Annotated in this window: 22 protein-coding genes; 13 read left to right on the forward strand and 9 right to left on the reverse strand. The window is 62.9% G+C overall.

Annotated elements, in window-relative coordinates; all coding sequences use genetic code 11:
• The first annotated feature begins 168 nt into the window (after positions 1–168).
• From ABIB35_RS02860 to ABIB35_RS02870, 3 genes are read left to right on the forward strand one after another with little or no spacing between them, the layout of a single operon-like run.
• Positions 169–630, forward strand: a complete 462-nt coding sequence (locus ABIB35_RS02860) for an FAD synthase family protein (RefSeq protein WP_354178712.1) — start codon at positions 169–171, stop codon at positions 628–630.
• A complete protein-coding gene (locus ABIB35_RS02865) occupies positions 627–1,799 on the forward strand; it encodes a glycosyltransferase family 4 protein (protein ID WP_354178714.1) in 1,173 nt (390 codons plus the stop codon). Before ABIB35_RS02860 ends, ABIB35_RS02865 begins: the two co-directional genes overlap by 4 nt.
• On the forward strand, positions 1,796–4,018 hold the full coding sequence (locus ABIB35_RS02870) for an acyltransferase family protein (RefSeq protein WP_354178716.1): 2,223 nt from the start codon (positions 1,796–1,798) through the stop codon (positions 4,016–4,018). The genes ABIB35_RS02865 and ABIB35_RS02870 overlap by 4 nt, the downstream gene beginning before the upstream one ends.
• A 172-nt stretch (positions 4,019–4,190) precedes the next feature.
• Here the strand turns inward: ABIB35_RS02870 and ABIB35_RS02875 are convergent, their stop codons facing one another.
• Positions 4,191–5,297: an acyltransferase family protein gene (locus ABIB35_RS02875; protein WP_354178718.1), complete on the reverse strand. Its 1,107-nt coding sequence runs from the start codon at positions 5,295–5,297 to the stop codon at positions 4,191–4,193.
• Positions 5,298–5,576: 279 nt separating this feature from the next.
• Here ABIB35_RS02875 and ABIB35_RS02880 point away from each other — a divergent pair, with 279 nt between their 5' ends.
• Both ABIB35_RS02880 and sufU read left to right on the forward strand, forming a co-directional pair.
• Positions 5,577–6,893 carry a cysteine desulfurase gene (locus ABIB35_RS02880; protein WP_354178720.1) on the forward strand — a complete coding sequence of 439 codons (1,317 nt, stop codon included), beginning with the start codon at positions 5,577–5,579 and terminating at the stop codon, positions 6,891–6,893.
• Entirely contained in the window at positions 6,894–7,382 is a 489-nt protein-coding gene (sufU, locus tag ABIB35_RS02885) for a Fe-S cluster assembly sulfur transfer protein SufU (RefSeq protein WP_354178722.1), read from the forward strand.
• Positions 7,383–7,400: 18 nt separating this feature from the next.
• Here the strand turns inward: sufU and ABIB35_RS02890 are convergent, their stop codons facing one another.
• A complete protein-coding gene (locus tag ABIB35_RS02890; RefSeq protein ID WP_354178724.1) occupies positions 7,401–8,159 on the reverse strand; it encodes a glycosyltransferase in 759 nt (252 codons plus the stop codon).
• Between the two features lie 217 nt (positions 8,160–8,376).
• The gene (locus ABIB35_RS02895; protein WP_354178726.1) at positions 8,377–10,068 is read right to left on the reverse strand and encodes a sensor histidine kinase; all 1,692 of its coding nucleotides are present in this window, start codon (positions 10,066–10,068) and stop codon (positions 8,377–8,379) included.
• A 121-nt stretch (positions 10,069–10,189) separates the two neighbouring features.
• Between ABIB35_RS02895 and ABIB35_RS02900 the strand changes: the two genes are divergently transcribed.
• On the forward strand, positions 10,190–11,056 hold the full coding sequence (locus ABIB35_RS02900; RefSeq protein WP_354178728.1) for a response regulator transcription factor: 867 nt from the start codon (positions 10,190–10,192) through the stop codon (positions 11,054–11,056).
• Between the two features lie 8 nt (positions 11,057–11,064).
• Here ABIB35_RS02900 and ABIB35_RS02905 read toward each other — a convergent pair whose 3' ends face one another.
• Positions 11,065–11,598, reverse strand: coding sequence for a TetR/AcrR family transcriptional regulator (locus ABIB35_RS02905; protein ID WP_354178729.1), 534 nt, complete (start codon positions 11,596–11,598; stop codon positions 11,065–11,067).
• Positions 11,599–11,692: 94 nt separating this feature from the next.
• Here ABIB35_RS02905 and ABIB35_RS02910 point away from each other — a divergent pair, with 94 nt between their 5' ends.
• Positions 11,693–12,418 (forward strand): MBL fold metallo-hydrolase, encoded by a 726-nt coding sequence (locus ABIB35_RS02910; RefSeq protein WP_354178731.1) that lies wholly within the window; start codon positions 11,693–11,695, stop codon positions 12,416–12,418.
• On the opposite strand, the gene ABIB35_RS02915 is transcribed toward ABIB35_RS02910, so the two are convergent.
• The 4 genes from ABIB35_RS02915 to ABIB35_RS02930 form a co-directional block, all read right to left on the reverse strand.
• Positions 12,415–14,124, reverse strand: a complete 1,710-nt coding sequence (locus tag ABIB35_RS02915; RefSeq protein ID WP_354178733.1) for a sensor histidine kinase — start codon at positions 14,122–14,124, stop codon at positions 12,415–12,417. The genes ABIB35_RS02910 and ABIB35_RS02915 overlap by 4 nt on opposite strands.
• Positions 14,125–14,215: 91 nt before the next feature.
• Positions 14,216–14,578 (reverse strand): hypothetical protein, encoded by a 363-nt coding sequence (locus ABIB35_RS02920; RefSeq protein ID WP_354178735.1) that lies wholly within the window; start codon positions 14,576–14,578, stop codon positions 14,216–14,218.
• 379 nt (positions 14,579–14,957) lie between these two features.
• A complete protein-coding gene (locus ABIB35_RS02925) occupies positions 14,958–15,482 on the reverse strand; it encodes a VanZ family protein (RefSeq protein WP_354178799.1) in 525 nt (174 codons plus the stop codon).
• Entirely contained in the window at positions 15,482–15,742 is a 261-nt protein-coding gene (locus ABIB35_RS02930; protein WP_354178737.1) for a hypothetical protein, read from the reverse strand. Before ABIB35_RS02930 ends, ABIB35_RS02925 begins: the two co-directional genes overlap by 1 nt.
• Positions 15,743–16,014: 272 nt before the next feature.
• Here ABIB35_RS02930 and ABIB35_RS02935 point away from each other — a divergent pair, with 272 nt between their 5' ends.
• The 6 genes from ABIB35_RS02935 (at position 16,015) to ABIB35_RS02960 (ending at position 20,552) form a co-directional block, all read left to right on the forward strand.
• The gene (locus ABIB35_RS02935) at positions 16,015–16,566 is read left to right on the forward strand and encodes an alternate-type signal peptide domain-containing protein (RefSeq protein ID WP_354178739.1); all 552 of its coding nucleotides are present in this window, start codon (positions 16,015–16,017) and stop codon (positions 16,564–16,566) included.
• Between the two features lie 79 nt (positions 16,567–16,645).
• Entirely contained in the window at positions 16,646–17,203 is a 558-nt protein-coding gene (locus ABIB35_RS02940; RefSeq protein WP_354178740.1) for a hypothetical protein, read from the forward strand.
• A gap of 17 nt (positions 17,204–17,220) precedes the next feature.
• Positions 17,221–17,985, forward strand: a complete 765-nt coding sequence (locus ABIB35_RS02945; protein ID WP_354178741.1) for a signal peptidase I — start codon at positions 17,221–17,223, stop codon at positions 17,983–17,985.
• The gene (locus ABIB35_RS02950; RefSeq protein ID WP_354178742.1) at positions 17,985–18,896 is read left to right on the forward strand and encodes a hypothetical protein; all 912 of its coding nucleotides are present in this window, start codon (positions 17,985–17,987) and stop codon (positions 18,894–18,896) included. The genes ABIB35_RS02945 and ABIB35_RS02950 overlap by 1 nt, the downstream gene beginning before the upstream one ends.
• Positions 18,893–19,492 (forward strand): hypothetical protein, encoded by a 600-nt coding sequence (locus ABIB35_RS02955; RefSeq protein WP_354178743.1) that lies wholly within the window; start codon positions 18,893–18,895, stop codon positions 19,490–19,492. Before ABIB35_RS02950 ends, ABIB35_RS02955 begins: the two co-directional genes overlap by 4 nt.
• A 187-nt stretch (positions 19,493–19,679) precedes the next feature.
• Positions 19,680–20,552, forward strand: coding sequence for a hypothetical protein (locus tag ABIB35_RS02960; RefSeq protein ID WP_354178744.1), 873 nt, complete (start codon positions 19,680–19,682; stop codon positions 20,550–20,552).
• On the opposite strand, the gene nhaA is transcribed toward ABIB35_RS02960, so the two are convergent.
• Positions 20,553–21,983 carry a Na+/H+ antiporter NhaA gene (gene nhaA, locus ABIB35_RS02965; RefSeq protein ID WP_354178745.1) on the reverse strand — a complete coding sequence of 477 codons (1,431 nt, stop codon included), beginning with the start codon at positions 21,981–21,983 and terminating at the stop codon, positions 20,553–20,555.
• Between the last annotated feature and the right edge of the window lie 30 nt (positions 21,984–22,013).

The following is a 22,013-nucleotide window of genomic DNA, read 5'->3' on the forward strand; positions in this document are numbered from 1 at the left end:
CGCCGCAGTCCGGGCATGGCGGTACTGGGAAATGAGGGTGACATAGAGGTCTCTCAGGGAGGTCTGCCACCCAGCCGCAGACAAAAAGGATAAAGGCGATTGAACGAGACGCTCTGCAGTCAACCATAGGACCCGGTTCGTTGCAAACATGTTATGGAAAGGCACGAAATGGAAAAGCGCCGAATCGGCTACGCGGCCGGGGCATACGATTTGTTTCACATTGGGCATTTGAATGTCCTTCGGCACGCCAAGAGTCAGTGTGAATTTTTGATTGCCGGGGTGGTGTCGGACGAGTTGTGCCTAGCCACCAAAGGGGTCCAGCCGGTTGTGCCGTTGACGGAACGGCTGGAGATCGTCGAGAGCATCAGGTGTGTGGACCAGGCCTATGCGGAGGTGCTGCCGGACAAGCTGGAGACATGGCGGGAGCTTCAGTTTGACGTGTTCTTTAAGGGCGACGACTGGCGCGGAACAGCCAAGGGCCGGGACCTGGAGGACCGGTTCGCAGAGGTGGGGGTGGAAGTGGTCTATTTTCCCTACACCATTCATACCTCCAGCACGGCTTTGAGGCGTGCGCTGGCAGCGATCGCCGCCGCGAGTCCCGTGCCGGAGACTGCGGGGGACTCCCGATGAAGCGGCGGCTGCCGGAGCGGCGGGTGCTTGTGGCACATCCGTCGGCGGATCTATACGGCTCGGACCGGGTTTTACTGGAAAGCGTTCAGGGGCTGGTGTCCGCCGGCGCCCGCGTCAGCGTAACGATGCCGGCGCCCGGCCCATTGGTCGCCGAGCTCGAGGCGCGCGGAGCACAGATCATCATGTGCAAGACCGTTGTGTTGCGCAAGTCACTGCTGTCCCCGCGAGCGCTGCTACGACTATTGCCGGCAGCCATAGCGGCGTCGGTCCGTTCCGGCTCCCTGCTCCTGAAGCTTCGGCCGGGGAGCGTATATGTGAACACGCTGACACTTCCCCTTTGGACAGTCCTGCCCAGACTGATGGGATGCAAAGTGGTTGTCCACGTTCATGAGGCAGAGCAATCGGCCAGACCGTTAGTCAAGCGGGCGCTTGCAGCTCCGCTGTTGTTTGCCAGCGCGATTCTCATCAACAGTCGGTTCAGCGAGGCAGTGTTGCTGGCTGCCCAGCCCCGGCTGAATGGGAGGATCACGGTGGTGGACAATGCCGTTCCCGGCCCCGGGGAACCGCCCCCTTCCCGCTCTGATGTGAGCGATTGCGTGAGATTGCTGTATGTGGGACGCCTGGCCCACCGCAAGGGGGTGGATGTTGCCGTCGCCGCGGTGGAGGTCCTATCCGCCCGAGGTGTCCAGGCGCAGTTGGACATTGTCGGAGCGGTGTATCCGGGAAATGAAGCCTATGAAGCCGAACTGCGCGGATCCATTCAAGCGGCGGGGCTTCAAGATCAGGTCCATCTGCACGGCTTTCACCGGGATGTCCGTCCGTTCCTGGCCCGGACGGACATTGCCTTGGTGCCTTCCCGCCTCGACGAACCCTTCGGAAACACGGCCGTCGAGGCGCTGCTGTCCGGCCGGCCGGTGATTGTCAGTGACACATCGGGCCTCCGGGAAGCTGCGGGCGGATACGAGGGCGTCCATTTTGTGCCGCCGTCGGACCCGAAGGCACTTGCGGACGCGGCCGAAAAGATACGTGCCAACTGGTGCCAATGGATCGCGCGCTCTGCCGCTGACGCGGTGGTTGCTGCTGCCAAGCACAGCCCGGAACTCTATCAGAGGCGAATCGCTGCCCACCTGTTGCCTGCAGTGCAGCATCTTGTAGAGGAGAAAAGATGAATGCCCACGCCCAGACCTTCTCCGGCAGGACAGTTGCCTTTGGCAGACCCGGGGGAAAGGCGCCGATAGCGGTGCAGCATACCCCGCAGCGCCGTGACGTCCAAGGACTACGCGCCCTCGCCGTTGTCGCGGTCATCGTGAACCACCTTTATGGTGGACCATCAGGGGGATTTGTTGGTGTTGACGTGTTTTTCGTGATCTCCGGGTTCCTGATTTCGGGGCTGCTCATGCGGGAAGTCCAGGCCAGCGGCCGTATCAACTTTACCCGGTTCTATGCCCGCCGTGCCCGGCGGATCATCCCCGTAGCGGTGCTGGTGGTGGCTGTCACCGTGGCTGCGGCCTATGCCCTGTACAATTCCGGCAGGGGGGACATGGTCCGGGGAGACGGAATCTTTTCTGTCCTGTTCGCCGCAAACTGGCACTTTGCCGCAGTGGGTACTGACTACTGGCAGGCAGATGGCATTGTCTCGCCTCTGCAGCATTACTGGTCACTTGCCGTCGAAGAGCAGTTCTACCTCTTCTGGCCCTGGCTCATCATTGGGTCAGTCTGGGCCGGCAGGAAGTTCCGGGGCAAAAATTCCGTAACCGTTGTTCCCGCAGTGTTGATGGGCTCAGTGGCGGCAGCATCCTTCATCTTTGCGCTGTGGCAGGTGGCCGCTGCACCAACTTGGGCCTATTTTTCAACCTTCACCCGCACCTGGGAACTTGGCGTCGGTGCATTGGTGGCATTGGCTGTCCCCTTCCTCAAAACGGTCGCCCCGGTGGTTCGGGACAGCGCCGCGGTCCTTGGGCTACTAGCGGTTATCCTCAGCCTCATCGTAATTAACTCCGGCAGCGGCATCCCGGCTCCCGGGGCCCTGCTGCCCGTGCTGGGGGCGGCGATGGTAATTGCCGGTGGGGTGGGCAGGAACCCTCGGACCATGTTTCTGCTGACAAATCCGGTGTCGCAGTATGTGGGAAAGGTATCGTACTCGCTATATCTATGGCATTTTCCGGTCATCATCCTGCTCCGGTCCTACTTCCCGAATCTCGGTATCAGTTACTACCTGACAGCGTTGGCGCTGATGTTTGTGCTCTCCATACTCTCCTTCCACTTGGTTGAAGATCCCATCCGCCGGTCCCACCTTCTAGAACGGACGCCGGCGTCCGGACCGTCCGACGGAGTTGTCCCCTCCGGCCGCCTCGACCTGGTCCGCTGGAAGCCAGCGGTCCTTGCAGCGCAGGGAGTGCTAACGGTCATTCTCGCCGCCGTTTTGGTCATGAATCCGGGAGGTTTTGGCGGCCAGGGATCGGCGTCCGAAGTTGGCGCACTAAGCGATACCAGTGCTCCTTCGGGCGGCCCCGCAGAATCGTCCCCAACGAAGTCTGCATCGCCGGAGGAGAATCTCGCAGCTGACATCACAGCTGCACTGTCAGCAGACGACTTTCCGGAGTTGACACCTCCACTGGAGACACTTGGCACCAAGAACTGGATCAACGAGGTGAACAGCGAAGGGTGTGCCGAAATCGCTGCTGGAAATGTTGATAGTTGCGCCATGGGTCCCGAAGAAGCCGCCAAGACGGTTGCTGTGCTGGGCGACTCCTACGCCATTGCATGGCTTCCCGGACTACGTGAAGCGGTGCAGACTTTGGGATACCGCTTGGTGCCGCTCACAAAGGGGCAATGTCCCTCAGCCTCTGTAGCCGTGACTCGCGACGGTGGGACCGAGTTTCGGGAGTGTGATGCACACAGGGAATGGGCATTGGATGCGCTGAAGGACATTCAGCCGGACCTTCTGATCCTCGCTGATGCGGACAACACCATCACCCGCCTTGCATCTGGCGCGGGTTCGAGTGAATCCGGGGAAGACGGTGCAGCCGAGCTGGAAGCGGGACTCGCCGAGACAATAAGGGCGGCGCGCGTCAATGCGGTTGAAGTCGCGATCCTGTCGCCGCCGCCTGCCGGCCGCAACCTGCAGGACTGCGTCACCCGGGTAGGTAGTCCGGTTGACTGCACGGCGAAAATTTCCGCGCTGTGGCGCACTATGCAGCTGGCACAGCAAAACGCTGCCAGCGAAGCCGGGGCCAGATACATTTCAACCGATCAGTGGTTCTGCGACGTAGACGGACAGTGTCCGGGGTTCGTCAACGGAATTCCCGTACGCGCTGATACCTCGCACCTAACCACCGCCTACTCAAGGTCGTTGGCTACCGTCCTTGTCGACGCCATTGGCGGCTAGCCTCAATATGAGCGGGCACCCTGAAGTACCGACACGGAAGATTGGGCTTGGAGGAGGGATGGCCCATTGGGGCACCGGCCCCAGGCCATCAGCCTGTTGGCACAGATGTAGTCGGCTGGCTGTAAAGTCGCCCATAACTAGCGGCTGGTGGACCTCACACGCCAAGGCACTGTCAGTGAATTTCTTCCTTCGACTGAGGCTTCCGACCCTCGCGGGTCTTGACCAGGAAGGTGGGGGCTTCCAAGAGCCAGCGAAGCCGGGAGCCCTTAATGAGGCGTCCAGCCAGCAGGCAGATCAGGATTAGCGGCATCACCAGCAACGGCGGAACCAATGCTGCAGCAAGTCCTGGTACATCGCGAAGGAACGGCATGAGGCCGGTGAGCTTCACAGCCGCGCTCAGTACTGAGATCAAGATGATGTGAAAGATGTAAACAGGCAGCGTCTGGGATCCGATATTGCGAAGGCCCCGGCTCACTGTGGTCTCCATGCTGATTCTGGAGACCAGCTGAGCGGTGGCAAACAGTGCAAGGAGGGAAAGCGCGGTTTCCAGGAACAGTTCCAGCTTAAACAAGGTCATGACGGAGTACATTGCGGCATACAAACTCAGAGCGCCTACGAGCATCGGATAACCTGGCCGAGCACTGAGTCTGGTCCAGAGCGCAGTACCGTGCACGCCCAGATAGAACCAGAGAAAGTTTGCCAGTACTGACGGAATTTTTGCAGCGTCGAAGGGCTCGCCCAGAATTGTGGAGGTGTAGGGCTGTACCAGTGGGGCCAGAGCGCTGATCAAAGCCACTGGAATTAACGCATAAACACTGTGGGTGCCGAGCAGCCGCAACAAGATCTTGGTGACTAGGAAAAACAAGGGCAGGGCGTAGAGATACCAGAATGATGTGGGAAGAATCAGGCTCAAACCCAATTGGTGGAGTTCGGGTGGGGTATCGGTAGATAGGAATGGAAGCCACCGGCGCAGGAGGAACATGCCGGTCCATAGAATGTAGACAAAATACAGTCCAACTGTGCGTGACCGGGTCTGGTCCAACGGGTGCCGCAATGACGAAATGCTGAGGTACCCGGATATAAAGAAAAACAGAGGCATACGCAGTGGATTTAATGCGTCGCTGACGATCCACCACAGCCACGGTCCGCTCTCTACTTCGGTTTCCACCCAAAGCGAGAGATGATAAAGCACTACCAAAACCATGCAGAGACCTTTGGCAAAGTCCACCCAGGCATATCGCGGTTTCTTCGCGACTCCGGATCCAGCTGAGACCGACATTTCTACCTCCCAAGAAATCGCTGCCATCTTGGCACACAGGCACTTGAAAGTAACCGGTAATTAGGCCAGTTTCCGAAAATTTCTGCACTGGAAGCGCTAACGCTGGGCAGTATCCGAACCGGTGCGCAAGATGCCGGTAACGGGAAAGCTCAACCCGCCAACTAAGGCCGGGCTCAGGTGCGCTCGCGGCCGCACAGTGGGATGATTAGCACAGACTTGTGTTGCGTAATGGTGTAGATCATCTGCGCGCACTCCGACGGCCAGTCAAGGAGTTTTCCCGTGCCTGTGGTTTCCACCCCCGAGACCCTTAAGCCCGCACCTCAGCTGATGGACAACGCCGAGGTCCTGCGCATCCGCAACGACTTCCCGATTCTGCACCAGCAGGTCAACGGCCATCCGCTGGTGTACCTGGACTCCGGCGCCACGTCGCAGAATCCGCTGAGTGTGATCGAGGCCGAGCAGGAGTTCTACGAACAGCGCAATTCCGCGGTGCACCGCGGCGCGCACACCCTAGCGGTAGCCGCGACTGACGTGTACGAGGACGCCCGCGCCAAGGTGGCCGGCTTCGTCAATGCCCGGCCCAACGAAATTGTGTGGACCTCCAACGCCACCGAGGCCCTGAACCTGGTGGCCTACGCCTTCTCCAACGCCGCCGCCGGCCGCGGGGGAGCGGCCGCCCGCCGCTTCGCGCTGGGCGCGGGGGACGAGATTGTGGTCACCGAAATGGAGCACCACGCCAACCTGATTCCCTGGCAGGAGCTGGCCGCCCGCACCGGCGCCACGCTGAAGTTCATTCCGGTGGACGACGACGGGGCGCTGCGGCTGGAGGAGGCCGAGCGCCTGATCACCGGGCGCACCAAGATTGTGGCGTTCACGCACGCCTCCAATGTGCTGGGCACCATCAACCCGGTGGAAACCCTAGTGAGCCTGGCGCACAACGTCGGAGCGCTCGTCGTGCTCGATGCCTGCCAGTCAGTGCCGCACCTGCCGGTGGACGTGAAGGCCCTGGACGTGGATTTTGCCGCGTTCTCCGGGCACAAGATGCTTGGCCCCACTGGGATTGGTGCGCTGTACGGCAAGGCCGAGCTCCTGGATGCTATGCCGCCCTTCCTAACCGGCGGCTCCATGATCACCACCGTGACCATGGAGCGGGCCGAGTATCTGCCGGCGCCGCAGCGTTTCGAGGCCGGCACCCAGCGCATTTCCCAGGCCATGGCGCTGGGCACCGCTGTGGACTACCTGCGTGAAACCGGTATGGACCGGATCCACGCGTGGGAGGCCGCACTGGGCCAGCGGTTGGTGTCCGGCCTGGAAGCGATTGAGGGCATCCGCGTGCTCGGCCCGCGCGCCGGAGTGGAACGGATCGGGCTGGCGGCGTTCGACGTCGACGGCGTCCACTCGCATGACGTGGGCCAGTTCCTGGATGATGCGGGCATTGCCGTGCGCGTGGGCCACCACTGCGCGCAGCCGCTGCACCGCCGCCTGGGTCTGGTTTCCACCACCCGCGCCAGCACCTACCTGTACAACACCACCGACGACGTCGACGCGTTTTTGAACGCGGTGGCGGGCGTCCGTCCGTTCTTTGGAGTGAAGTAAATGAGCGCCGAGCTGCAGCAGCTGTACCAGCAGATCATCCTGGACCATGCCAAGGCCCGGCACGGCGCCGGCCTGGTGGAGGTCCCGGCCGGTGCCAAGTCCGGGGAGAGCCACCAGCTGAATCCCACCTGCGGGGATGAGATCACGCTGCGGGCCGTGATGGGTTCTTCCGCCACCGGGGATTCCACGGCGAACGACGACGGCGGGCCGGCGGTTCAGGGCATCAGCTGGGACGGGCAGGGGTGTTCCATTTCCATGGCGTCGGCCTCGGTCTTGACCGATCTGGCCGCCGGACTGTCCCGCGACGAGGTGATGGAGCTGGTGGAGAACTTCCGCGAGGTGATGCGCTCCCGCGGCACCGTGGAAGCGGACGAGGAGGTGCTCGGCGACGCCGCGGCGTTCTCCGGTGTCTCCCGCTATCCGGCGCGGGTCAAGTGCGCCATGCTCGCCTGGGTTGCGCTGGAGGAAGCGCTGCTCGCAGCCAACTAAGGCCGCAGCGGACCGCGCCTAGGTAGCCGTCGCTGACCGGAACCGGCGGAGCCGGGTGCGGCGCAGCAGAATCACCAGGTTGGCCAGGAAAACCGCCCGTGCCTTCAGGATGGCGGAGAGGCCGCGGATCTTCTCCGGCGTTACGTTGTCTGCATGCAGCCGGTGCAGCACGGTGTCCTGTTCCAGATACCGGATGCTGCCGTTCAGGTTTCCGGCCATGGCCAGCCACTGGTCGTGGGATTCGCGCAGATAGCCCGGGAACGGCAGCGCCAGGTTCAGGAATTCCGCCCGCAGAGCCATGGCGCAGCCCCAGTGCAGCCGGTAGCCCACCACTATGCCCAGCACGTTGGCCGCGTGGCGGGAGGAATCGGCGGCGCGGAGGCGGATTCGGTGGAACCGTCCCGGCGGGGCACCGAAATGCTCACAGTTGGACACCACCACCATCTCCTCATCCAGGGTCTGCAGCATGGTGTCCACGCGTCCCGGGAGCCAGATGTCGTCCTGGTCCGAGAGGAAGATAAAGGCGCCGGAGCTTTCGCCCAGCGCCCGCTCAAAGGTTTTCACCTGGCCGAGGTTCTGCTCGTTCCGCAGCAGCCGGATCCGGGGATCATCCACCGCCTTCACCATGGTGTCCGTGCCGTCGGAGGAGCAGTCATCCACCACAATGACCTCATCGCCGGGCCCCAGCTGGGGCAGGATGGAGCGCAGCTGCTCGTCGATGTACCGGGCGCCGTTGTAGGCAGCCAGGCAGACACTGATCCTGGATTGGTCCTGCATGGGTAAGGCCTTCCTGCCGTTGGCCGCTGCAGTGGGGCAGCATCAGACGAAGAATGGCAGGATCCTACCTGATAGAGAGCGCTCGGGAATAGTAACGGGAATAGCTACAGGCGCGGATTTGAGGTATCGATCCTGTTCAATGGACTCGGATACCTGAGCTCACCCGTTGGCGCCGGACGCAGTGGGTCTCAGAGATGGGGCGGCTGGATGTGTCCCCTCACAGGACGGAAAACTGTCCCTGGGGCGAACGGGCCAGCGGCATTTCCACGCGGAAGGTGGTGCCTGTTCCCAGCTCGGACTGGAAACTGATCTTCCCCCCGTGGGCTTCAACTATGGATTTGGAAATGACAAGCCCCAGCCCGACGCCGGGGATGGCCGCCTTCTTTACCTGGCCGGTGCGGAAGAATTTGGTGAAAACGTCCCGCTGGTCTGCTTCGCTCATGCCCATCCCGGTGTCCTCGACCTCAAAAACAAGCATTCCTCCCATGCTGCGGGTGCGCACTGTGGCGACACCGCCTTCGGGCGAGTACTTGATGGCGTTCGAAAGCAAGTTGTCCAGGACCTGGGAGACCCTGTCTGGGTCCAGCTGCGCCAATAATCCCGGCTGGCATTCTTCGCGCAATGCAACTCCGGCCGCATTGGAGCGCCAACGTGCGGAATCCATGCTTGACCGCACCATCTCAGAGACATCGACCTCTGAAGCATGCAAGTGCATGGTTCCCGATGCTGTCGTCAAGAGATCCGAGACCAGTAGCAGGAGTCGCTCGGCGTTCCGTTGTGCCACTTCCAAGGCTTTGTGTACGTGTTCTGGAACACTCACGGGATCCATGTCATCCAGTACGAGGTCGAGATATCCAATGATGGAGGTTAGGGGAGTCCGCAATTCGTGAGAGACGCTGGAGACGAAATCTTCCTTTGCATTCAATGCATTGACCATCTCAGTGACGTCGCTGTACGCAAGCACGGAGCCTGCGAACTGGCCGTTGTCGTGCAACGTTCTCGCGCATACTGTCAATGCTCGCTGATCTTGGCCCGTTCCCACCCACACGATGACATCGGAAAAGGATTCTTCCCGCATGGCTCGGCATGCGGGCCGTTGGTCCGGAGCGACCAATGTGACTTGGTCCAGGCCGAAAATTAGGGCGCGATCGCTCGATTCTGCTTCTCCAAGCAGCCCTGCAAGGGAATGGTTCGCTCGCTGGCGGCTGTTCGTCAGCAGGGTGTTCCCCTCAGCATCCAACGCCATCACGCCAACATCGACCGTTTCCAGAACGCCGTCGAGCAGTTGCGACCTGACGCGGCTATCTCTCAAACTGCTTTGCAGACGTGCATCTGATTCAGCCAGCCGTTTGCGCTGTGCAGAGGTGTCCTGTTCCACGACTGCCACGGTGGCAAAGATTCCAACCATGATAAGCGGAATCAGCATAGGGCCGGCGAGGTCCCGGATTGAGATTTGCCCGGCCGCGATCAAAGGCGACCAAACCACCAGGAGGCTCCCAGCGAATGACAGCAGGGCAGCCAGCGGGCGGATAGCACCTGACCAGGCCAACCAGAAGACCGGAAAGACGCAGAGCAGACTCAATCCGGTGACGGCGGACCGTCCACCGGTGTACAGGCAGCAAACCACAATAAAATCAAGTAGCGGGATGAGCCAGTAGGCGGGGATGAACAGTCGGTCCCAAGGGACGGCCACGGATGCGACGGAGCCAACTGTGAGCAGGACAAGACCCAGCTGAAAATAATTCTCAGAGAACGTCTGGGGACTGATGAGTCCAACAAGAGGCAGCGTGGCAATGACCGAGACCACCACCGGCAGCTGGCTAAGGGCGACACGCAGGCGCAGCGACAACTCATGAAACTCGTTGCGGATACCCAACAGCGCCATGGCATGGTGCTCGAAACTGGACATGTAAACCGGAACCCCCGGATCCTCTATAGCTATAGCTGCGATTATAGGGGAACCCTGTAGTATCTCCGGTAAGGGGAGCGGGTTATCAGAAGGCCTCGCAGGACGGAAAAATCACTAAAGCATGGAAACACAGCGCGTTGCAGTCATCATTGAGGACGACAAGGATATCCGCGACCTATTAAACGCGGTATTGCAGCAGTCCGGTTTTAAGGTTTTTACCAGCCCCAACGGGACCGAGGGTGTGGAAGCCGTCCGGACGCATAATCCCACGGTGGTCACCCTGGATTTGGGTCTGCCGGATATTGACGGCTTTGAAGTGATCCGCCAGCTGCGCCTGTTTTCCGACGCGTACATTGTGATGCTCACCGCCCGCGCCGAAGAGCTGGACACCCTGATGGGTCTGGAGGCCGGCGCCGATGACTACATCACCAAACCTTTCCGTCCGCGTGAACTGCGAGCCCGCATCTCTGCGATGCTGCGTCGTCCCCGCTCCGGCGAGGAGAGCACGGCTATGGAGCCTGCGGACACAACGATGGCGGATATCAGTGCCGGGGTCGGCGCACCGGCAAATACGGTCTCAGAGCCGGCTCAGCCTGCTGTCCCTTCCACGCTTCCTGCCGGAGGGGATCCCCTAGCGGCTTGGACGGCTGACAGAGGTGCCGGACTTTTCCAGCACAATGGCTTGAGCTTGGATTTCAGCACCCGCATCACGGAAATCGACGGAGAGCTAGTTGAACTGACCCGCACCGAGTTTGAACTGTTGCACGCCGTGCTGGAAAGTGGTCGGCGGGTCCGCACCAAGAGCGACCTGGTGCGTCGGCTGCGCGGGGATGAATATGACGCGGGCGGCTTCATCAGCGAAGCCGACGAACGCACCGTAGAGGTGCATGTAGGCAACGTCCGCCGCAAGCTCGGCGACGACTCCCGTGCTCCGCGCTGGCTCGAAACGGTCCGCGGCGTCGGCTACCGGCTGGCGCCCACCCGCTAATCCTGGTCTTATGGTGCGGCCGGCGACAGCGCCGCCGTCAGGTGTTCCACGCCGTAGTCGAAGGCCCGCTCCGGGTCGCCGTCCAGCCGGAACGCACCGGCCAGTTCCATGCTGATGAATCCCGTGGCCCAGGCCGTGACAAGCCGCGCCGCCTGCAGCGCCTGCTCCGGACCCACCAGCTCCTCGGTGACCCGCAGTACGGGTGCGCTCACCCGCGCCGGAGCTGCGGGATCGCCCACGGTGGAGAGGAGTAGCCGGAAGGCCTCCGGACGCTCCTGCGCGAACGCCCGGTAGGCGCGCGCAATGCCCGCCAATGTGCCTTCCGCAGTGTCCAGCCGGCCCGTCAGCTCCGCCACGGCGGCCTCCGCCACCAGACCGATCAGCGCCTCCCGGTCCCGTACCCGTTTATAGAGCGACGGCGCACGAACGCCCACTCGCTGCGCCACTGCCTGCATGGTCACGCGGGGGAGTCCCTCGCTCTCGAGAATGGATGCTCCGGCGGCTACAATTTCCGCCAGCGAGGTGCGCTCGGGTGTTGGCATGACGCCTCCGGCTTCTAATGGCTATTGACAGTAGCCATGATGGCTAACTACTGTAGCTATTCCTATCACATCTTGGTTCCTGAAGGAGTCTTCCATGAAGCTCGGCCCGCACCTGCACCGCATAGGCAATGACATTGTGGCCGCCTATCTGGTGGACACCGAAGACGGCATCACCGTGATCGACGCCGGGCTGCCCGGCCACTGGAAGGAACTGCTGGCGGAGCTGGAGGTCATGGGCCGCAGCCTGGACGATGTGCGCGGCGTGGTGCTCACTCACGGGGACAGCGACCACCTGGGCTTCGCGGAACGGCTGCGGCGCGACCACGGCGTTCCCGTCTATGTGCACAGCGCCGACGCCGGGCGGGCCCGCGGCGGCGACAAGCCCAAGCTCAGCATGGGCCGCTCGAAGCTGCGTCCCGTCGCCGGGTTTTTGATCTACTCGCTGGGAAAGCGCGCCTGGCGCACCAGCTACCTGACCGAGGTCACGGAGGTGGCCGACGGCGACGTGCTGCCCCTGCCCGGAGCCCCGCGGGTCATCTCTCTGCCGGGCCACTCGCCGGGCAGCATCGCGGTGCATGTGCCCGCCGCGGACGCCGTGTTTGTGGGCGATGCGCTCACCACCCGCAGCGTGCTCACCGGAACGCTGGGTCTGCAGCCGGCGCCCTTCACCGACGAACCGGCGCTGGCGCTGGAGTCCCTGGGCCGGCTGTCCGGCGTCGAGGCTGCCTGGGTGCTCCCCGGCCACGGAGCTCCGTGGCGCGGCAGCCCCGCCTCGGTGCAGGACACCGTGCGGGCCGCCGCTGAGGCTACTGAAGCCTAGACCGAGGCGTCCTGCGGAACGTCTGCCGCCGGCAGCGTTGCCGCCTGCGGCAGCGCCACTGTGAAGGCGGACCCCACGCCGGGGGCACTGACCAGGGAAATGGTGCCGCCGTGGGCTTCCACAATGTTCTTGGAGATGGCCAAACCCAGCCCGGCGCCGGGAATGCCCGCCTGCCGGACGGCGCCGGTGCGGAAGAATTTGGTGAACAGTTCCTTCTGGTCCTCCTCAGTCATCCCCATACCGGTGTCCCGGACCTCCAGGAAGGTGCTGGTTCCGTCGGTCCAGGCACTCACGGTGACGGTCCCGCCGTCGGGCGAGTATTTGATGGCGTTGGAGAGCAGGTTATCCAGCACCTGGGCCAGCCGCACCGGATCCGCCTGCACCGCCAGCGCGGGGGCGCAGCTGGATGTCAGGTCCACGCCGGCGGCGGCGGCCCGCGGCCCGGCCGAGCGCAGGCCGGCGGTGATCAGCTCGGCCACCGCCACCGGCCGCGGATCCAGTGCCACGCTGCCGGACGCGGCGGTAAGGAGGTCGGAGACCAGGCGCAGCAGCCGCTCGCTGTTGCGCTGGGCCACGGCGACCGCGTGCGGAATGGTTCCCGTCAGCCCGGTGTCCTCGGCCTCTTCCTGCGCCAGATCAAGGTAGCCGATGATGGAAGTCAGGGGAGTACGCAGCTCGTGGGAGACGTTGGAGACAAAGTCATCCTTGGCCCGCAGCGCATCGGCCAGCGGGGTGATGTCGTTGAAGGCAAGCACGGCGCCGTTGAATCCCTCTTCATTGCGCAGGATGCGAGCGGAACAGGAGAGGGCCATCTGGTCCCCGGGAGCACCGGCCCAGAGCAGCACGTCATGGAACGATTCGCCCTGCATGGCGCGGGCTACCGGGCGTTGGTCCGCGGGCAGCGCGGTGGTGCGGTCCGCGGCGAAGAACAGCAGGTCCCGTTCCTGGGTGTGTCTCATTCCGGCAGGCCGGATCCGGTCATCCAGAGTCTGCATGGAATTGTTCTTGTGCACGGCTGACCCGGTGGCGCTGACCACCAGCACGCCCACGTCAATTGCGTTCAGGACGCCGTCCAACAGCTCGGAGCGTTCGGTGCTCTGGTTCAGGGCGTTCTCCAGCTGCTGGTCCTTGAGCCTCAGCGCTGCCTGCTGGGCGGCCATGTCCTGGCGCATCACCGTGACGGTCACCGCCACGGCCAGGGTGAGCAGCGGGGCGAGGATCGGCGCGGCCAAACGCTGGCCGGTCACCGGAAAGGCCGAGGCAAAGACCGGATTCCAGACGATCGCCAGCGGGCCGAGGAAGCTCAGGATCCGGGCCCCAACGGCGGAAACCCTGGACCAGGCCAGCCAGAAGACCGGAAAGATGGAGAGCAGATAGATGCCCACGGCCAGGCCCAGGCTGCCGGCGTAGAGGTACCCGATGGCGGCAAAATCCAGGATTGGCAGGATCCAGTAGGAGGGGTACCAGAGCCGGTCCCAAGGCACTACGGCGGCGGCCACCGTGATCACGGCCAGCAGCACCAGCCCGGTCTGGAACAGTGGCCGGGTCAGGATTTCCGGCATCAGAGCGGCGAAGATGAGGCAGAGCAGGGCCACGGTGATCACCAGCGGACCCTGGCTGATTTGCACCCGCTGGGCCAGGGACAGCTCATGGAATTCGCGGCTGAAACCCAACTTGGAGAGCACTCGGACGGAGAGCCGTGACATGGTTGTGTGAACCCTCCCCCCTGCTAAGCGAATTTCCTCCCTCTCAGCGTACCCGGCTCGGAGGAGCGGGCTAGCCCGGGGAGGGGTTTCGTCAGCCGATGGACGCGAGCAGGCAGGCCATGGTCTCGCGGCCGCAGACGGCGATGACGCCCAGCATGGAGGCCAGCTCTGCCGCACCGGAATGTACGAGCCGCTGCTGGGCGCTGTGGGCCAGGGAGGCCAGTCGCTTTGCCCCGGCCATCTCGCTGGAAATCTTGATGCTCAGCACCACATCCATGGCGGCGGCGTCGTCCGCGTTCATCACGGCCAGACGCAGGCGCTCAAAGCGGTCCTGCCACAGGCCCACGTAGTTGCAGACAAATTCGTGGCAGGAGGCCAGTCCAAGCTGGTCGATGAGATCCAGCAGCTGCTCGCGTGCCACCAGATCCGGGGCGTGCTCGGCAGTGGCCATCATCGGGAGAATCCCGTGGGGAGGTGAACGTGGTTCAGGGGTGCAACTTTCCTGCCGGGCTGACGGTCGGCGCTGGGGGGAGTGGCTTGCTGGGAGCTGGCCGCCATATGAGGGGCCTGCGCAGCGGAGGATGTGGGAGCCATGGGGGTGCCTCCGCTCGCTCGGGGCCGCCCTGGGGGACGGCTGACTGGTTGGTAATTCCGAGAATGCCAGTGTTAGCTCAGGAACTGCCCCGGCGAAGGCGCAAGATCGGGGAAAGATTGTTGGAGAGGAGTCTCTACCCAAGTAATTCCAACCACTCACCCGCGAGATGGCACTTCGTGTTCTTCTCAACGCTGAGATGTGCGTCTTCTGCAGTCTCGTGAGTCTGGGGACTTCTTGGCTAGCTGCGGTCAAGTGGGGAGTTCCGCCGGGATCGGGAGTACCAGGCGTAGACGGCGATGCAGCCCAGCGAAGCCCCCAGGGAGTTGGCTGTGACGTCGTAAATGGTGGCGAAGCGGTTGGGCAGCATCATCGCCTGCGCCGCCTCGATACCGCAGGAGGCAGCGATACCGACGACGGCGGCCATCCAGATACGTCCTTTGTCCAGCCATGCGGCGGCGAGCACGCCAAAAGGAACGAACATCAGCACATTGGCAATGGTCTCCACAAAGCTGTAGTCGACCCAGCCGGGCACGCCGACCCCGTGCAGCTGGCGCAGAAGCATCCTGAGCACGCCGGCGGAGTCCTGGTCTATGGGGGACGACCAAAACACGATCATTGCGAGTGTCCCGATATAGAGGAGGAAAAGCAAGCCTAGTATGCGCCGCTGTCGGACTCGCCGGGAGGCTCTTTGCCGCGGAGGAGACGACATTGGGTGCGGGCGCGGAGGGCGCGGCATTGGGTGCGGCACGGATCCGGAGCCCATCAGCGGTCCGCGCGTTCCCACGCAGGCAGGGTGTGCATGGCGGGGGTGAGCTCGCGGACCATTCGCGGCTGCCGCTGTGCCGGTTTGCCCAGGGCAAAGGTGCGGCGCAGCAGCCCGGGGGCCAGTTCCGAGACCATGCTGCGGGAATCACCGGAAGTCATGGCATCGAAGCCTGCCCTGAGCAGGCGCTCGGCCAGGGATGTGCGGCAGATGTTGCCGGTGGACACGGTCAGGATGCGGTAGGGGGCGTGGGTGCTCATGTCCTCGGCCTTCGGAGTACGTGTCTAGGAATTGCTTCTGTCTGTGTTCGGCTCGATTCGGGTTGCCGCAAGGGTCCTTGGCGGACGCATTCGCAGCTCATTGCGCTGATGCTGAGGTTACCTTGTGTGGGCCTTGAGCTTTGGCCAAACGTTGCATGAACCCTGTGGGAAGAGCGCGTTGTTTCTTGAGGAGGGCACGGCAAAGTAATACCCAGCGGCAAGGAAAACTCTCCTAGGCCGAATCGCTCAGCACAATGAACAAAGGGAACACCATGAACAAGATGGCTAAAGGCGCACTGGCAATCGGCGTCGGCGCAGCGCTCCTCCTCGGCGGCGGCGGAACTCTCGCCACCTGGAACCAGTCACAGGCATCCAACGCCGGCGTCATCGCCTCCGGTGACTTGAACCTGGAAGCCGCAGCGGGAACCTGGAGCAGCAACATCGTAGGCGGTATCCAGCCGGCTGCGATCGCAACCTACAAAATGGTTCCGGGCGAGAAGTTGACCTTCACACAGAAGGTCAACGTGACCCTGACCGGCACGAATCTCTCCGCAAACCTTGCCGTCACGGGCGGCAAGGGCACCAACGGCGCCACCACGGAGGCGTTCAAGGAAGCGAACATTGCAGTTAGCGACGTGGTTCTCACGAAGGACGGCAAGGCCGTTACGAACCCACTCAAGGCAAGTGTGAGCGGCATCGACGCCACCGTTACCTTCGATTTCCTGGGTAGCACCACCGGCCGCGACAGCACTAACGCAAAGTACAACCTCGGCGCCGTCGGTTACTCGCTGATCCAGAACGCCCCGACGGTCACCACCCCGTAGCCAAAGCCACCTTGTTCTAACCCCTGGCTGTGCGCGGTGCACACGCTCCGCGCACAGCCTGTTCCCTGGAGAAAAACCGATGAAGAGCCTACGAACGCTGAAAGCGGCAGGCTTGATCCTCGCCGCCGTCATGCTTGGGCTCATGACGGTCCAGGGAAGCCTTGCCCTATGGAACAAAGCGGTTCCCTCCAACGCCGGCACCATCCAGTCCTCCAATTTCAGTGTCTTGGTGAACAATGCGGAAATGTCCGGGACGCCGGTTGTCTTGAACATAGGGGAGCTGACGCGAGGCAGTGCCGCTTACACCTCCCTCACTGTCAGGAACAATGTGAACGCCAGCTCGCCCCTTCGCATCCAGCCCAGCCTGGCCGGCCTGGTTCCGACCAATAACTTTGGCGGAAATCTGACGGTAAAAACAGTCCTGGCAGCTGTGGGAGCGCAGTGCTCAACAATTTCCGCCGCAACCTACGATGCGGCACCTCGGATTCCCGGGATACCACCACTTGCCAGTGGAGTCACACAGAACGTCTGCTTCAAGGTTGAGCTGAAGGCCGGTACTCCTGCCAACCTGCTTGGCACAGCAATAGACATCCCCATCACCCTCAACGTGGCGCAGATCCCGCCAGTCAACAAGTAACCGAGGATAGGAAAACCATGAGCGGTCGCAGGAAAGCAGAAGCCACTACCAGCCCCCTGAGTATCATCGGCACAGGCGTCAGCTACATTGCTCTTTGCCTGGCTGCTCTGGCTGCCCTCGTCCTGGTGGTTGTCCCCATGGTCACTGGATCCCAGACATACAGCGTCCTCACCAGCTCCATGGCTCCGAACTACGCGCCCGGCACATTTCTGGTGGTCAAGCCGGTCCCGTTTGATGAGCTTAGCGTCGGCGACATCATCACATACCAGATCGAATCCGGTTCGCCGGCAGTGATCACCCACCGCATCACCTCGGTCGGCGCGGAACAGAGCGGTGAAACCGTATTCACCACCAAGGGTGACAACAATAGCCTTGAAGATGAACTGCCCGTGCGCGAAGTCCAGGTCAAGGGCAAGCTCTTCTACGCCGTACCGTTTGTTGGTTTTGTGGCCAACGGCCTGGGTAACTCCGACCGCGGTGCCATAGCTCAGTGGGGCGCCGTTGCGCTCATGGGTTACGGAGTGACCAGTCTGGTCCGTGGTGCCCTGGCCAAAAAGCGCAATGACGGCGCCGACGCTGGAGACGGCCAACTAAATTCCAGCCCTGACGTAGATCCTTTTGCCTTCCCGAGTTTCGCCCCCGCTGATGGCAGCCAGGAATCACCGGACCTCGATGATCCCATCCTGACGGACTGTGACGGCTGCGATCACGATACGTCTCACGGTCACCGCGAGGCGAACAGCAGGCACCGCCTGAATACACGGCAGCACGCACGCGTTTGATGAAATCTACTGCGACAGATATCAGCTGCTCCCGCGTCATGCGGGTGGGGGGCGCAGCAGCAGCAGCCGGACTCGTGGGGATTCTGTCCCTGGCCGGTGCCCCGGCTGCCTTCGCTGCCGAGGACTACCTTCAATTCAGCCTCGACGGCGAGACATTTACGTCCGCGGTTGCCGGCCCAGTTTTCGATGAATCCCTTATCTACGTTCCCGGCGCCACAAGCAGCGCTACCCTGTGGATCCGCAACAACAGCGGCGAGCCGGCTTCCCTTTCTTCGGCAGCCGTCGTGGTCCGCTCCGACCCGCAGCTGGACAACTATCTGGGCCTCCGAGCGGGTCCTGTATCCACCCTTTCCCCGCGCACATCACTTGGCGGCGCGGGTACCTGTGCTGAGCTGAACGATGTATGGGATCTCGGCGCGGGGGAGGATCTCGAGCTGACCTTCCTCGCCGACCTCTCGATGGACGCGCCAAACGAAACCCGAAACCGCAGCGCAGACTTCGACCTCGTGTTTTTGCTCGAGTCCAAGGCGGCTCAAACGCAGCCCCTCTCGGCCTGTGCCGCTGTCGGAGGAGGACAATCCTTTCTGCCCGGCGGCTCCGTTCCAACGATTTCTATAGGCTCGTCCAGGTCCGAACGTGATACCGGCGCCGCGACCATCGTCCCGGCAAACCGCCCACTGGCTGCTTTGCCGGAGACCCCCGTCCGGATTGCCAACAGTCCAGTTGAGGTGCGACCCGATGGCTCCGGAGCGGGTGCGATGCCGGTGGCGGAGTCAGCGGGCCTGGCCCCAGCTGGCTTCCAAAGCACGGTGGAGCCGATCATCCGTTCACTCTCCGGTACGCTCCTGATAGCAATGTCCGTGGTTTTCGCTGCCGCGGTGGTACTTCGTTTGCGGAATAGGTCAGCATGAGCACGAGGCAGCTGGGGGTTGCTCGAGGCCAAGAAAGCGATCCCGACGAAGCCCAGCGGCTTGGATGGGTAGACCGGTTCCGAAAGCTTCCGGGCTTCCGTACGGCTGCCGTGGCCTTCGCCCTGACCATTGGCCTGGGAATCGGAGGCACAGCCGCGTATGCCTACTGGAATCAGCTGACCCCCGTCAGTATTACCGGACAAGCAATGCAGCCAAGTATCCCTATCCCCGCGGATGTCAGGTGCCAGTCGGCGTTCATCAACCGGATTGAATGGCCGAATGCTGCCGGGATTGATCCGGAAGCACGTTACATAGTCACCTTTGACTCCAAGCTTCTAGACAATCCGGTTACGTACGCGCTTCCCCGAGGTGCTCTCCGGATTGAGCCGTACTATCTCGACCTCAAGGACGAGCTGGGGTATTCCTTCCGGGAGTATCCGGTCACAGTGACGGTACAAACAGCCATCCTTAAAAATCCTTCAACTGCAACGGTGCGGATTGCTCCCTCCGATCTGCTGTTTTCCTCTGAACGGAGCACTCCTGTAATGATGGGATACCAGAACCTAGGAATAGCAGGTTTTCCCTGCAGATCGTAAGTCTGACCATCTTGTGCCGGACCGGAGGGAATGCTTAGCAAGTTTCTTTGGCCGCACCCGTAGTACTGCATGAAGTTGAGGACAAGCCATTTCTGCCTATGAGCCGGGACCACCACCACCTCCGCCGGAGAGCCGGCGCAGTCTTTTTCATCGGCTGCGTGCGCTTCCCGGCTTCCGGACTTCGGCGGTGGCCTTTGTCCTGACACTGGTGCTGGGTGCGGGCAGCACCATTGCCTACGCCTACTGGAGCCAATCGACACCGGTTGCGATCAGCGGAACTACCCGCTCCGAGGTCCCGGCAGGGACCTCGCCGGTTACGGTCAACCCCGCACTGGCGCCCCGGCCGGCAACACCTTCCGAGCCAACCTGCGCAGCGGTCCTCAGCGATTTGGAGATGCGGCCCAACAGCTTTGCGGACGTCCGGTTCTCCTGGGCCGCCGGTGCAGCAGCCACCAGCTACGTCATCACGGTCAAGAGCGCGGCGGCGAAATATGACCAGACCCAGACCGTCAATGCAACCCAGGCCAACTTTCGGTTTGGACGGCTTCCCTCGGACCGGAACGGAAAGCCGGTGGGCAGCTCCTCGCCGTTCTACACCAAGTACACAGTCCGCGTGATGCCTATGAACGGCACCGTTGCGGGAGACCCGCTCTACTTCACCTACGAGTATGAGCACTACAAGAGCAACAACTGCTATTACAGCGACCCAACCGGCGCAGCGCCGCTGGGCGATATCCAGCTGGCCTGCTCCCTGCCCCCGTTCGACTCCGGCACAGACTACGTCCAGGCCCGGTTTACCTGGTCCGGTTCCAGCGGCGCCAAAAACTATTTGGTCACCATGACGGCACAAAACGGTTCCGGCTACGGCGGAGAACAGGTTGTCACCGCAGACAGCGCGGCGTTCAGTGTGCTGCTGCCCAAACCCGCGGCCGGAAATGCCCCCTATTATGGCCGCTACACCATTCGGGTTCAGCCCATGAAAGGTGTGGTGGCGGGAGATCCGCGCTATCTGACCTATCAGTTGGGAGCCAACAGCCACGAGTGCTGGATCGGCAGGTAGCTAACGCCCGCCGTCGTCGTTCTCGTAAACATCCGGAATCCCATCCTGATCCGAATCCCGGGTCTCCTCCGCCTCCACCTGCCGGTAGTGCCGGTTGCGGATCCGCAGCAGGACCGCGGCCAGCAGCGCGGCGGTGACGGAGGCGGCGAGGATGGCCACCTTGGCGTGGTCATTGTGCTCGCTGCCCGGTTCGAAGCTGAGATCGTTGACCAGCAGCGACACGGTGAAGCCGATGCCGCCCAGGATCCCGATGCCCAGCAGGTCGATCCACGTGACGCTGGGATCGAGCCGGGCCCGGCTGGCGGCGGTGAGGATCCAGGTGGTGGCCAGGATGCCCAGCGGCTTCCCGGCGACCAGCCCGGCCAGGATGCCGATCGACACCGGATCGGCCAGCGCCGAGCCCAGGCCGTTGAGGCCGCCGATCGCGACGCCGGCGGAGAAGAACGCGAACACCGGCACCGCGAAGCCGGCCGACAGCGGCCGAAACCGGTGCTCGAAGATCTCCGCCAGGCCCGGCTTCCCCGGTTCCGGCTGCACGGGTTTGCCGTCCGGGCCGCGGCGCAGCACCGGAATGCAGAAGCCCAGCAGTACCCCCGCCACCGTGGCATGAACCCCGGACGCATGCATCAGCGCCCACACGGCCACGCCGATCGGCAGCAGGATCAGCCAGGCGGCCGCCGGATGGGTGGCGAAGATCCGGCGTTTGGACTGTGCCAGGTACAGGAACAGCCCCAGCGGCACCAGCAGGACCGCCAGGTAGACCGGCTGCAGGTCCTCGCTGTAGAAGAACGCAATGATGGTGATGGCCAGCAGATCGTCCACGACGGCCAGCGTCAGCAGGAAGATCCGCAGCGCCGACGGCAGGTGCGAGCTGATCACGGCCAGCACGGCCAGGGCAAAGGCAATGTCGGTGGCGGTGGGAATCGCCCAGCCGCGCAGCCCGTCCGAGCCTGCGACCAGATTGACGACGGCGAAGATCGCCGCCGGAACGACGACGCCGCCGGCGGCGGCGGCCACGGGCACAATGGCTTTGTTCAGCCGGCGCAGGTCTCCGGCGACGAACTCGCGCTTGAGCTCCAGCCCCACCAGGAAGAAGAAGACGGCGAGCAGCCCGTCGGCGGCCCACTCTCCGACGCTGAGTTCCAGATGCCAGGGCGCGTAGCCGAACTCGAAGTCGCGGATGGCGAAATAGGAGTCTGACGCCGGGGAGTTGGCCCAGATCAGCGCCGCCAGCGTGGCGATCAGCAACAGGATTCCGCCGACCGTTTCCTTGCGCAGGATCTCGCCGATGCGCAGCACTTCCGGATAGCTGCCCCGGCTCAGGACGGTGCTGCCGGCAGCCCGCGGCGGAACCGGCCCGCCGCCGGGCCGGGCCTCGCCCCGCCCGCCGCCGTCGTCGCCGTCTGGCGGGTTCTGCTCATCCGGTGCCATGGAACTCCTTCTGCAGATAAAGGGGATATC

The sequence above is a fragment of the Arthrobacter sp. UYP6 genome (genome assembly GCF_040547315.1).
In the GTDB taxonomy this organism is placed as follows: domain Bacteria; phylum Actinomycetota; class Actinomycetes; order Actinomycetales; family Micrococcaceae; genus Arthrobacter_B.

Excerpts from the sequence above, each read along its gene's own strand:
- ABIB35_RS02920 (WP_354178735.1), bottom strand. The coding sequence starts at position 14,578 with ATGATGGCCACTGCCGAGCACGCCCCGGATCTGGTGGCACGCGAGCAG.
- ABIB35_RS02915 (WP_354178733.1), bottom strand. The coding sequence starts at position 14,124 with ATGTCACGGCTCTCCGTCCGAGTGCTCTCCAAGTTGGGTTTCAGCCGC.
- ABIB35_RS02895 (WP_354178726.1), bottom strand. The coding sequence starts at position 10,068 with ATGTCCAGTTTCGAGCACCATGCCATGGCGCTGTTGGGTATCCGCAAC.
- ABIB35_RS02860 (WP_354178712.1), top strand. The coding sequence starts at position 169 with ATGGAAAAGCGCCGAATCGGCTACGCGGCCGGGGCATACGATTTGTTT.
- ABIB35_RS02940 (WP_354178740.1), top strand. The coding sequence starts at position 16,646 with ATGAAGAGCCTACGAACGCTGAAAGCGGCAGGCTTGATCCTCGCCGCC.
- ABIB35_RS02950 (WP_354178742.1), top strand. The coding sequence starts at position 17,985 with ATGAAATCTACTGCGACAGATATCAGCTGCTCCCGCGTCATGCGGGTG.
- ABIB35_RS02905 (WP_354178729.1), bottom strand. The coding sequence starts at position 11,598 with ATGCCAACACCCGAGCGCACCTCGCTGGCGGAAATTGTAGCCGCCGGA.
- ABIB35_RS02865 (WP_354178714.1), top strand. The coding sequence starts at position 627 with ATGAAGCGGCGGCTGCCGGAGCGGCGGGTGCTTGTGGCACATCCGTCG.
- nhaA (WP_354178745.1), bottom strand. The coding sequence starts at position 21,983 with ATGGCACCGGATGAGCAGAACCCGCCAGACGGCGACGACGGCGGCGGG.
- ABIB35_RS02875 (WP_354178718.1), bottom strand. The coding sequence starts at position 5,297 with ATGTCGGTCTCAGCTGGATCCGGAGTCGCGAAGAAACCGCGATATGCC.
- ABIB35_RS02945 (WP_354178741.1), top strand. The coding sequence starts at position 17,221 with ATGAGCGGTCGCAGGAAAGCAGAAGCCACTACCAGCCCCCTGAGTATC.
- ABIB35_RS02900 (WP_354178728.1), top strand. The coding sequence starts at position 10,190 with ATGGAAACACAGCGCGTTGCAGTCATCATTGAGGACGACAAGGATATC.
- ABIB35_RS02930 (WP_354178737.1), bottom strand. The coding sequence starts at position 15,742 with ATGAGCACCCACGCCCCCTACCGCATCCTGACCGTGTCCACCGGCAAC.
- ABIB35_RS02955 (WP_354178743.1), top strand. The coding sequence starts at position 18,893 with ATGAGCACGAGGCAGCTGGGGGTTGCTCGAGGCCAAGAAAGCGATCCC.
- ABIB35_RS02870 (WP_354178716.1), top strand. The coding sequence starts at position 1,796 with ATGAATGCCCACGCCCAGACCTTCTCCGGCAGGACAGTTGCCTTTGGC.
- ABIB35_RS02890 (WP_354178724.1), bottom strand. The coding sequence starts at position 8,159 with ATGCAGGACCAATCCAGGATCAGTGTCTGCCTGGCTGCCTACAACGGC.
- ABIB35_RS02925 (WP_354178799.1), bottom strand. The coding sequence starts at position 15,482 with ATGGGCTCCGGATCCGTGCCGCACCCAATGCCGCGCCCTCCGCGCCCG.
- sufU (WP_354178722.1), top strand. The coding sequence starts at position 6,894 with ATGAGCGCCGAGCTGCAGCAGCTGTACCAGCAGATCATCCTGGACCAT.
- ABIB35_RS02910 (WP_354178731.1), top strand. The coding sequence starts at position 11,693 with ATGAAGCTCGGCCCGCACCTGCACCGCATAGGCAATGACATTGTGGCC.
- ABIB35_RS02935 (WP_354178739.1), top strand. The coding sequence starts at position 16,015 with ATGAACAAGATGGCTAAAGGCGCACTGGCAATCGGCGTCGGCGCAGCG.